Annotated in this window: 9 protein-coding genes; 6 read left to right on the top strand and 3 right to left on the bottom strand. The window is 61.9% G+C overall.

Going from position 1 to position 10,269, the window contains the following annotated elements; translation table 11 throughout:
* Positions 1–25 precede the first annotated feature (25 nt).
* The 6 genes from NCT05_RS28255 (at position 26) to NCT05_RS28230 (ending at position 6,354) form a co-directional block, all read left to right on the top strand.
* Positions 26–1,102 (top strand): ABC transporter ATP-binding protein, encoded by a 1,077-nt coding sequence (locus tag NCT05_RS28255; RefSeq protein ID WP_250503715.1) that lies wholly within the window; start codon positions 26–28, stop codon positions 1,100–1,102.
* 72 nt (positions 1,103–1,174) lie between these two features.
* Positions 1,175–1,888 (top strand): HAD-IA family hydrolase, encoded by a 714-nt coding sequence (locus tag NCT05_RS28250; protein WP_008346978.1) that lies wholly within the window; start codon positions 1,175–1,177, stop codon positions 1,886–1,888.
* A 2-nt stretch (positions 1,889–1,890) separates the two neighbouring features.
* Positions 1,891–3,204: an NAD(P)/FAD-dependent oxidoreductase gene (locus tag NCT05_RS28245; RefSeq protein WP_250503714.1), complete on the top strand. Its 1,314-nt coding sequence runs from the start codon at positions 1,891–1,893 to the stop codon at positions 3,202–3,204.
* Positions 3,201–4,112, top strand: coding sequence for an ABC transporter permease (locus NCT05_RS28240; protein WP_008346976.1), 912 nt, complete (start codon positions 3,201–3,203; stop codon positions 4,110–4,112). The genes NCT05_RS28245 and NCT05_RS28240 overlap by 4 nt, the downstream gene beginning before the upstream one ends.
* Positions 4,109–4,906: an ABC transporter permease gene (locus NCT05_RS28235; RefSeq protein WP_008346975.1), complete on the top strand. Its 798-nt coding sequence runs from the start codon at positions 4,109–4,111 to the stop codon at positions 4,904–4,906. The genes NCT05_RS28240 and NCT05_RS28235 overlap by 4 nt, the downstream gene beginning before the upstream one ends.
* 20 nt (positions 4,907–4,926) lie before the next feature.
* Complete coding sequence (locus NCT05_RS28230) at positions 4,927–6,354, top strand: aldehyde dehydrogenase family protein (protein WP_250479272.1); 1,428 nt, start codon at positions 4,927–4,929, stop codon at positions 6,352–6,354.
* On the opposite strand, the gene NCT05_RS28225 is transcribed toward NCT05_RS28230, so the two are convergent.
* The 3 genes from NCT05_RS28225 to NCT05_RS28215 all read right to left on the bottom strand — a co-directional run bounded on the left by NCT05_RS28225 (position 6,342) and on the right by NCT05_RS28215 (position 9,667).
* Positions 6,342–8,057 carry a GMC family oxidoreductase gene (locus NCT05_RS28225; protein WP_250503713.1) on the bottom strand — a complete coding sequence of 572 codons (1,716 nt, stop codon included), beginning with the start codon at positions 8,055–8,057 and terminating at the stop codon, positions 6,342–6,344. The genes NCT05_RS28230 and NCT05_RS28225 overlap by 13 nt on opposite strands.
* Positions 8,058–8,064: 7 nt before the next feature.
* Positions 8,065–9,126: an ABC transporter substrate-binding protein gene (locus tag NCT05_RS28220; protein WP_008346971.1), complete on the bottom strand. Its 1,062-nt coding sequence runs from the start codon at positions 9,124–9,126 to the stop codon at positions 8,065–8,067.
* Between the two features lie 196 nt (positions 9,127–9,322).
* Positions 9,323–9,667, bottom strand: a complete 345-nt coding sequence (locus NCT05_RS28215) for a cupin domain-containing protein (protein ID WP_008346969.1) — start codon at positions 9,665–9,667, stop codon at positions 9,323–9,325.
* Positions 9,668–10,269 lie beyond the last annotated feature (602 nt).

Below are 10,269 nucleotides of genomic sequence, written 5' to 3'. Positions count from 1 at the left end.
CTCTATTTCCGACGAGACGAACGACATGGACGCACGCGCTAAAACGGGAGTGTCGATCAGGTCCGCGACGAAGCGCTATGGCGCGGTGATGGCGCTCGATGACGTATCGCTCGATATCGCGCCGGGCGAATTCGTCTCGCTGCTCGGGCCTTCTGGCTCGGGCAAGACGACGCTGCTCGGCATTCTCGGCGGCTTCGTGCAGCCGAGCTCGGGCAGCGTGTGGGTCGGCGAGCGTGACATTACATTTGCGCCGCCGCACAAGCGCGATATCGGCATCGTGTTTCAGAACTACGCGCTCTTTCCGCACATGACGGTAGGCGAGAACGTCGCGTTCTCGCTGCGTGCGCGGCGCGAGCCGAAATCGACATGGGCGAAGCGCGTCGCCGAAGCACTCGCCATGGTCGAACTCAAAGGTTATGAAAGCCGCAGCATCCATCAGCTTTCGGGCGGACAGAAGCAACGCGTGGCGCTTGCCCGCGCAATGGTGTTTCAACCGCAACTCATTCTGATGGACGAGCCGTTGTCCGCGCTCGACAAGCAACTGCGCGAGACCATGCAAATCGAATTGCGCAGGCTGCATCGGCAGCTCGGGGCGACCATCGTCAACGTGACGCACGACCAGCGCGAAGCACTCACGATGAGCGATCGCGTCGCCGTGTTGAAGGACGGCAGGCTCGTGCAGATCGACACACCCGAGCGCCTGTACGACCGTCCTTGCGATGCGTTCGTCGCGAGCTTCATCGGCGAAGCGACGATGCTCGATGTCACGCGCGCCGGCGACGATGCCGTGCGTCTCGGCGATACGGTTCTGCGCACCGCGCATCCATTGCCGCGCGGCGAGAAGCTATTGCTCGCGGTGCAAACGGAAAAGCTCGTCATCGACGGCGAGAACCGTCATGCGGATGCGAACCGTCTTTCATGCCGCGTGACCGAAGTGCTCTATCAAGGCGAGAGCCTGCGCGTGTTCGCCGCGCTCGCCGACGGCACGGCGATCAGTCTTCGGCAACCCGGCAGCCACGACGCGCGCAAGCGCATCCCCGAGCCGGGCGCATCGATGACGGTCGCGCTCGATCCGCAAGACACGATCGTCGTGTCGGCCTGATTTCTTCTCACCGCCTGTGCACGGGCGATTTCGACTGCAAACGTAGATACGCAACCCGTAAAGGATGACGCAATGAATCTCACCGATTTCAAGGTCCTGACCTTCGATGTCGTCGGCACGCTGATCAACTTCGAAAAAGGCGTGCTCGATTCCGTGCGCCGGCTGGGCGGAGCGAAGGCAAAGGACCTGACCGACGATCAGATCTTCGAGCCGTACATGGAAGGGCGCGCGAAGTATCCGGGCAGATCGAGTCATGAAATGGCGAACGTGTATCTGCATCTCGCGAGCAAACTCGGCTTGCCCGACGATGCGCAATCCGCCGCGGCATTCCAGCGCGATGTGCTCGAATGGCCCGCATTCGAAGACTCGGTCGCGGCATTGAAGCGTCTGCGCAAGCACTTCCGTCTTGTCGCGATGACCAACGCGGATCGCGTTGCGTTGTCGGCCTATGCTCACACGCTCGGCAATCCGTTCGACGATACGGTCTGCTGCGATGAGACCGGCGTCGCCAAACCCGATCCGCAATTCTTTGCCTATAACCGTGGACGTCAGGCGGCGTTCGGCTATAAGTTCGAAGAGATCCTGCATACGGCGCAGAGCCAGTATCACGACATCGGCATCGCAACGAAGCTCGGTTATTCGACATGCTGGATCGAGCGGCGCCAGGGCATGAAGGGCTTCGGCGCGACACCCGTGCCCGAGAGCGTGACGACGCCGACGTGGAAGTTCGCGACGCTCGCCGCGCTCGCGGATGCCGTCGACGACGAACTCCGCGCCGCCGCCTGACCATGCGCGCCCCGACGACACCGCTGCGCCCGCAACCGGACTCGTTGTGGCGGGCGATAGCCGCGCCGATGAGCACCGGCGCACCGCTCGCACGCGATATCGATGTCGAAGTGGCGATCATCGGCGCGGGCTATTCGGGCTTGAGCGCCGCGTATGCGCTGCAAAAGCGCGGCGTCGAATGCGCGGTGCTCGATGCGAATCCGATCGGCTGGGGCGCAAGCGGACGCAATGGCGGCGTGGTGTCGTCGAAGTTTCGTCTCTCGTTTCCGACGATCGCGAGCACGCATGGCATCGATGTCGCGAAGCGCATGCATCGGCTCGCGCACCATGGCGTGCGCACCGTCGAGGCGTTCGTCGACGAGTTCAAGCTCGAACGCGCGCGCTTCGAACATACGGGCAGCCTGCGTTGCGCGCATACGGAACGTGCGCTCGCATCGATATGCGCCGAGGCGGACTGGGTTCGCACGACGCTCAACGATACGTCGATGAGCGTGCAATCTCGTGCTGAAGTCGAACATGAGACAGGCTCGAAGGGCTTCGTCGGCGGCGTGTTGAGCGCGGACGCGGGCACGATCCTGCCGCTCGAATACGTGCGCGGCATCGCGGCCGGTCTGATCGCGCGCGGCGTGCCGATCTACGAAGCGACGCCTGTCATCGACATGTCGCGCGAACAGGACGGCCGCGTGCTGTTGACGGCGCCCGGCGGCACGGTGCGCGCGAAGCAGGTCATCGTCGCGACGAACGCCTATTCGAATCTGACCGAGGCAACCGCTTCATATCATCGCGAGCTCGTGCCGTTCAGAAGCGCGATGATCGCGACCGCGCCCTTATCTCCGGAACTCGATGCGCAGTTGATGGTGAACCGCCGCAGCTACACCGAAACGCGCCGCATGATGAAGTGGTTCCGCAAGGTCGATGGCCGCATGTTGTTCGGCGGCCGCGACGCGTTCGGCAAGGAAGGCGAGCCGACCGGCTTCGATGCGCTGCAACGCGCGATGGTCGCGCTCTTTCCGCAATTGAAGGACGTGCCGGTGGAATTTCGCTGGTCGGGTTATGTCGGGATGACCTTCAACGCATTGCCGCACGTGGGCCGCAGCGACGATGCGACCACGTTCTGTCTCGGCTATAACGGCGCCGGTGTCGCGATGGCGAGCCTGATCGGTCAGCATGCCGCTGCGCTTGCGCTCGGTGAGAAGCCCGAACTCGCGCTGCTCGCGCAAGACGGCTTGCGGCCCGTACCGTTTCATGCGTTGCGCGCGCCGGGTGTGCGGCTCGTCGCTGCGTGGTATCAGTTCCTCGATGCAGTAGGTGCATGATGACGACAGCCAAACGGATTCTCCAGGACCCCGCCGTGATGCAACCCGCGACGATCGATCCATCGGTGCGGCATCAGCGACGCGAAGACCGCGCGATGCTGCTGTTGATGGCGCCCGCGCTGTTCGTGGTCGTCGTATTGCTCGTCGTGCCGCTCGCGTGGCTGTCGTGGCAATCGTTCTATCACGACGGCGTGTTCTCGCTCGTCAATTACAAGCGTGTCTTTACCGGTGCCTATCTCGACACCTTTCTGCTGACGTTCAAGCTCAGTTTCATCGTGACGGCGATTACGCTGCTGCTCGGCTATCCCGTCGCGTATTTCGCGGCATCGATATCGCCGCGATGGAGCGCGCTCGTGCTCGGCATGGTGATTCTTCCGTTCTGGACGAGCGTGCTCGTGCGAACGTATGCGTGGCTCGTGCTCTTGCAACGCACCGGTCTCATCAACAAGGCGCTGCTCGGCATGGGTCTGATCGAGCGCCCGTTACAGCTTTCGTATAACCAGTTCGGCACGATCATCGCGATGGTGCATATCCTGTTGCCGTTCATGGTGCTGCCGCTCTACTCCGCGATGCAGAAGATTCCGCCGAATCTCTCGCAAGCAGGTGCGAGTCTCGGCGGTTCGCCGCTGCATGTGTTCTTGCGCGTGTTTCTGCCGCTGTCCATGAGCGGCGTGCTCGCGGGCGTCACGCTCGTCTTCGTGCTGTGCCTCGGCTTCTATATCACGCCCGAGCTGATGGGCGGCGGCAAGTCGATGATGGTGTCGATGATCGTGAGCCGCAACGTCGAGATCTACAACAGTTGGGGCGCGGCAAGCTCGGTGAGCGTGGTGCTGCTTATTTGCGTGTGCGCGATCTTCTATTGCGTGAGCCGCGTGATTCCGCTCGAAAAGACACTGGGGGCGAAATGAATACCTTATCGTTCGGCCGCGTGACGCTCGGTGCATCGGTGATGCTGATTCTCGCGTTTCTGATGATTCCCGTGGTCATCGTCGTGCCGCTGTCTTTCTCGGATGCGCGTTTCCTCACGTTTCCGCCGCCTGCGTATTCGTTGCGCTGGTATCACGCGTTCTTCGATAATCCCGCGTGGATCGATGCGGCGAAGACCACCTTTGCGGCCTCGACGTGCGCGGCCTTGATCGCGACGCCGGTCGGCATCGCGGCGGCATACGGCATCCAGTATGGATCGCACTGGTCGTTGCGCTATCTGCGCACATTGCTGATGCTGCCGCTGATGGTGCCGATCATCATCGTTGCAGTGGGCGTGTTCTTCGTCTTCACGCAGATGGGTTATGTGAACACGCTTGGCGGTCTCATCATCGCGGATACGATGCTCGGCCTGCCGTATGTGCTCATTTCCGTCGGCGCGGACTTGCGCACGTTCGATCGCACGCAGGAGATGGTCGCGCGCAGTCTCGGCATGAATCGCTTTCGCGCGTTCATGGCGGTGACGTTGCCGCAGATCAAGGCGAGCGTGATCTCGGGTGCCGTGTTCGTGTTCATTCAGGCGCTCGATGAAACCGTCGTTGCGCTCTTCATTTCGGGCGGCAACAATCAGACGCTCACGCGCCGCATGTTCGTCACGCTGCGCGATGAAATCGATCCGACCATCGCCGCCATCAGCACGATGCTGACGGCGTTGACCTTGTGTCTCGTGATGATCGTCGTCGTGAGCCGGCGATCTTCGGCTGCGGCGCGAGCCTGAATCTTTCACAACGAAAAACCATGCGACATCTACAGCAGTTCTATATCGACGGCGAATGGGTCGAACCGTACGGCGATACACGTTTGCCGGTCATCGATCCATCGACTGAAGAAGCGATCGGCGAGGTCGCGCTCGGCGATGCGCGCGATGTCGATCGCGCGGTCGCGGCGGCGCGGCGTGCGTTCTCATCGTTTTCACGGGCGAGCGTCGCAGAGCGCGTAGCGTTGCTCGAGCGTTTGCTCGAAGCGTATGTCGCGCGTTACGACGAGATGGCCGATGTCATCTCGCGCGAGATCGGCGCACCGGCGAAGCTCGCTCATGCGTGGCAGGCGGCGCTCGGCAAGCGTCATATCGAAGAGACGCTGCGCACGGTCGAACGCTTTCAATGGCAACGCAAGAAGAACACGACGCTCGTCAATCACGAGCCCGTGGGCGTGGCCGCGCTCATCACGCCGTGGAACTGGCCGATCAATCAGATTGTCTGCAAGGTCGCGCCTGCGCTCGCGGCGGGATGCACGGTGGTGTTGAAGCCGAGCGAAGTGTCGCCGATGAACGCCGTGCTTTTCGCCGAAATCATCGATGCGGCCGGCGTGCCCAAAGGCGTCTTCAATCTCGTCAATGGCGATGGTCCGACCGTCGGCGCGGCATTGAGCGCGCATCCGGATGTGGATATGGTGTCGTTCACCGGATCGACGCGCGCGGGCATCGAGATCGCGAAGCTGGCCGCGCCGACAGTGAAGCGCGTGCATCAGGAACTCGGCGGCAAGTCGGCGAACATCCTGCTGGACGATGCCGATTTCGAAGTAGCCGTCACGGCCGGCGTGAATTCGTGCTTCAGCAACAGCGGTCAATCCTGCAATGCGCCGACGCGAATGCTCGTGCCCGCATCGCGGCACGACGAAGTGGTGCAGATCGCGTTGCGCGCGGCGCAGAAGCAGCGCGTCGGCTCACCGAGCGATCCGGCGACGACGATGGGCCCCGTCGTCAGCGACGTGCAGTTCGAACGCGTGCAGCGGCTGATCGATGTCGGCATAGAAGAGGGCGCTGCACTGGTGACGGGCGGCGCGGGGCGTCCCGCTGGACTCGAACGCGGTTATTACGTGAAGCCGACCGTGTTCGCTAACGTGAATCCTTCGATGACCATCGCGCGCGAGGAAATCTTCGGCCCGGTGCTCGCGATCATGCCGTATCGCGATGAAGAAGAAGCGATCGCCATCGCGAACGACACGCCTTATGGCCTGGCGGCTTACGTGCAATCGCAGGATCAGGAGCGCGCGCGCCGCGTGGCGATGAGAATGCGCGCGGGCAGTGTCTACGTGAACTATCCGGCGTGGGATCCGGGCTCGCCGTTCGGCGGCTACAAGCAGTCGGGCAATGGGCGCGAATATGGCGAGTGGGGACTGGAAGCGTTTCTCGAAGTGAAGGGCATCGTGGGTTACGGCGCCTGAGTCACGGCGTGCGCGGCCGGTTCATGCTTGTCGAGGACCGTGCCGCGCAATGCATCCGCCACGCGCTCGGCGATCATGATCGTCGGCACGTTCGTATTCGCGCATGGAATCGACGGCATCAACGACGCGTCGCATACATGCAGACCTTCGATGCCATGCACCGCGCCGCGCGCATCGGTCACGGCCAGCGGATCGCTCGATGAACCCATGCGGCACGTTCCCGACGGATGCCATGTCCCGCCGACATGGCGCATGACGAACTCGATCATCTTGCGATCATCGGCGAGCAGTTCGTCGATCGTGATGCCTTGCGTCACGACGCCTTTGATCAACGCACCACGCAACGGCCCGGCGATATCGAGCAGCGCGCTCAACGCGCCGCGCTGGAGCGCATTCCATGTTCCCGGCACCGCCACCGCTGCAACGCGCGGTGAATAGCTCGATGGAAAGATCGCATCCATCGAAGCCGATGCAAGCGTTGCAGCGCCGAAACGCAGCGCGAGCTTGAGCCGTTCGAGATCGCGGGAATCGGAGAGCATCGCGAAGTCGACGTTGGGTTCATCGAATGCATTCGCCGATGCCAGCGTGACGCGTCCGCGCGAATAGGACTTGTTGACCCAGAAGAAGATCGTGCCCAGCCGATAACCCACCGAATGCCAGCCCGAGCGCGACAGGATCGCGCCGTGCATGTCGCCTTGAACGGTGTCGGCCAGGCCGGATGAAAAGCGCACGATCGCCTGCTCGTGATGTTCATCCGGAAACGGCGTGCGTGCGGCGCGCGGCAAAAACGCGGAGACCGCTATCGAAGGATGTTCCATCAGATTGCGCCCGACGCCGGGACGATCCGTCACTACGTCGATGCCGAGCGCGGCGAGTTCATCGCCGGGGCCGATGCCGCTTCGCATCAGCAATGCGGGACTGTGAATCGCACCCGCCGATACGATCACGCGATGCGCGCGCAAGTCTTCACGCGTGCCGTCGGCGCGAACGATGCGCGCACCGATCGCGCGCTTGCCATCGAACAGAATGCATTCGACGACATCGCCGGTGCGTATCGTCAGATTGCCGCGAGCGCGCGCGGCATCGTCGAGATAGCAAACCGAGGTCGGTATGCGTTCTCCGTTCGCGCTGACCGCGATCGAACCGATGAACGTGCCGTCTTCCCAAGGTCCGTTCTGATCGTCGCGCAAGGCGTGGCCCCTATCGGCAAGCGAGGCGAGCACCGTGCGCACGAACGGCGAAATGCGCGGCCATGCCGTGCGTTGAATGCGTAACGGGCCATCGCTGCCGTGCAGCGGGCCGGTGACATCGCAATCGGTTTCCAGCTTGCGAAAGTAGGGCAGACACGCTTGCCAGTTCCAGCCATCGGCGCCAAGCGCTTCCCATTCATCGTAATCGGATGGAGAGCCGCGATTGGCCATTAACGCATTGATCGCCGAGCCGCCGCCGAGAAGCCGCGCCTGTTCATAGCGTCGCAGCGCCGCGGCGCGTTCGCTCATGCGCGCTTTCAATGCCTGCCAGATGTTGCGCGTGTCGAGATAAGCGCGGCCCGGATAGCGGCTGCGGATGGCATCGGGCATCGTGCGCGCGGAGATGTCGCGGCCCGCTTCGACGAGACACACGGTCGCGCGCGCATCTTCGGAAAGGCGCGCGGCCAGCACGCAGCCGGCCGAGCCGCCGCCAAGAATCAGAAAGTCGAACACGTCGGCGTTATTGCATGAACTTGAGCCAGCGCGCCTTCGCCTGAATGCCGGACTCGGAAGCCCACCATTCTTCGGAAAGCAACGCCTGCTTCGCCGCATTCGCGGGCGCGCTCGGCAATTCGGATGCGCGCTTGTCGGTGATCTTGCCGGTCTTGAATGCAGCCGGATTGCCCGGACCGTAATCGATATAAAGCGGCAGATTCGCCTGCAATTCCGGCGATACGGCCGCGTTAAGGAAGCGCACGGCTTCGTTCATGTTCGGCGCGTTTTTGAGGATGCAAAGCTGCGTGTTCTGCAGAATGCCGTCGTTGAACGTGAAGGCGACATCCGGATTGTCCTTCATTACGGCGCTCGCGCGGCCGTTCCAGATCATCGTCATGTCGACTTCGCCGTCGTGCAGCAATTGCGCCGACTGTCCGCCCGAAGTCCACCACACCGTGACGTTCGGCTTGATCTCTTCGAGCTTCTTGAACGCGCGATCCACGTCGAGCGGATAGAGCTTGTCGCGCTGCACGCCGTCCGCGAGCAGTGCGGCTTCGAGCACCGTCATCGGATCGTTGCGCAGTGCGCGCGTGCCGGGGAAGTTCTTGACGTCCCAGAAGTCCTTCCAGCTTTGCGGCACTTTCTTCAGCGACTTCTTGTTATAGCCGATGACCGTCGAATAGAACTCGTACGCCACCGAATAGGGCGTGCGGTATTTTTCGGGAATGGCTGCGGCGTTGGGTAACTTCGAGAAGTCGAGCTTTTCGAGCAGCCCTTCGCGCCCGCCGCGCAAGCAGTTCGACGTGGGCGTATCGACGACGTCCCAGATCGGCTTGCCGGTTGAGCCTTGCGCCTTGATCTGCGGCCACGCATCCGGAATGCTGTCCTGGTTGATCGTGATGCCGAGCTCTTTCGCGGCGGGATCGAGAATCGCCTTGGTTTGCGCTTCCTGATATGCGCCGCCTTGCGATACGAACGTGATCTTGCCCGCTGCGAACGACGGCGCCGCGCTCGCGATGGAGAGCAGCAATGTCATGGCCAGCGGACGAACGGGAAAGTGCGGACAGCGGAATCTTGCAATCTTCATCACGGCGTTTTCCTCGACAAGATTGAAGCAGTGGACGTCCTGCAGATCGCGGTCCCGTCCGGCTTCGAGCGAAGACGAGGACGGCGCGCGGATGACTAAAAATATATTGAGTCAAATACGCGGGGGCAACGCCGGAATTGTTGGAGTGACCATGACCTGATGTTATGTCAGCGCAATGGCCACGTCCGATGCACGTTCAGAAGATCACGTAGACCTTGCGCATGGTTTCATCGACTTCCCATGTGCCTTCGGTGTTCGCCGCGAAGAAGAGCGTATCACCGCCGGTGAAGTGGATCGTGTCCTCGCCATCGGGCGTGAAGCGGCCACGGCCGGCCAGAAAATGCATGACCTCCGCTTCCTTCACCGAACGCCGGTACGTGCCCGGCGTGCATTCGAATACGCCCGTATCGATTGCTTCGCTGCCGGGAATCACTTTTTGCACGCCGGATATCTTTATTTCCTGCGTGCCGGGAAGTCCCGCCGTGCCCCAGTCTTCCAGTCCTTCGATTGCTATGCTCTGTTTGAGTTGCTGTACTTTCATTTGCTTTCTTGCCTCTTGATGGTTTTGGGTGATTGCCGGATCCCGTTATCGCGTCGGTCTATTAGCGTTGCCCCTGTGCGGGGCGGCAGTCACTTTCTTTGCCGTCGACCAGAGTTAGCGCTTTAGCGCTTACTCTGGTCCTTTCAAAGAAAGTAACCAAAGAAAGCGGCTTCCGATACGCCCGCGGTCACACGCAGTTTGGGTAGTCCTCTCGTCGTTCGTGGGCTGCCTAAAGAGTGCCTCATAGGCCCCATCGGGCTTGGCTCGCGCACGGTCTGTCACATCGCACCACACAACAAACTGGTTCAGCACCAAATAGCTCCGGCTCGCTTCGCGGCCGACCGGTCAATCGGGAATGCGCGTGCTTCTCTAAAAACGTCTCCATCTCGCCGCCTTCGCCGGACGTTGGTTTCCCTTGCATACCCGGCGGCAGCGCGTAGCGCTGTGCCGAAGGTCTTTCGTGCTGAACCAGCGCGCTCGAAGTTATTGGGCGGCGGACCGTGCGCGAGCCAGGCCCGGTTATTGTGATGAGGGCACTGTTTAGGCGAGTGCCATCGAGGACGAGAGAACTACCCAAATTGCGTGTGACCGCGGGCCTGAAA

This window comes from Caballeronia sp. AZ7_KS35, assembly GCF_023631045.1.
In the GTDB taxonomy this organism is placed as follows: domain Bacteria; phylum Pseudomonadota; class Gammaproteobacteria; order Burkholderiales; family Burkholderiaceae; genus Caballeronia; species Caballeronia zhejiangensis.
Note: the sequence above shows the minus strand (reverse complement) of the source record. Positions and strands in the feature narration are given on the sequence as shown.

Coding starts and splice junctions, on each gene's coding strand:
- NCT05_RS28215 (WP_008346969.1), bottom strand. CDS start 9,667: ATGAAAGTACAGCAACTCAAACAGAGCATAGCAATCGAAGGACTGGAA.
- NCT05_RS28255 (WP_250503715.1), top strand. CDS start 26: ATGGACGCACGCGCTAAAACGGGAGTGTCGATCAGGTCCGCGACGAAG.
- NCT05_RS28230 (WP_250479272.1), top strand. CDS start 4,927: ATGCGACATCTACAGCAGTTCTATATCGACGGCGAATGGGTCGAACCG.
- NCT05_RS28250 (WP_008346978.1), top strand. CDS start 1,175: ATGAATCTCACCGATTTCAAGGTCCTGACCTTCGATGTCGTCGGCACG.
- NCT05_RS28240 (WP_008346976.1), top strand. CDS start 3,201: ATGATGACGACAGCCAAACGGATTCTCCAGGACCCCGCCGTGATGCAA.
- NCT05_RS28235 (WP_008346975.1), top strand. CDS start 4,109: ATGAATACCTTATCGTTCGGCCGCGTGACGCTCGGTGCATCGGTGATG.
- NCT05_RS28220 (WP_008346971.1), bottom strand. CDS start 9,126: ATGAAGATTGCAAGATTCCGCTGTCCGCACTTTCCCGTTCGTCCGCTG.
- NCT05_RS28245 (WP_250503714.1), top strand. CDS start 1,891: ATGCGCGCCCCGACGACACCGCTGCGCCCGCAACCGGACTCGTTGTGG.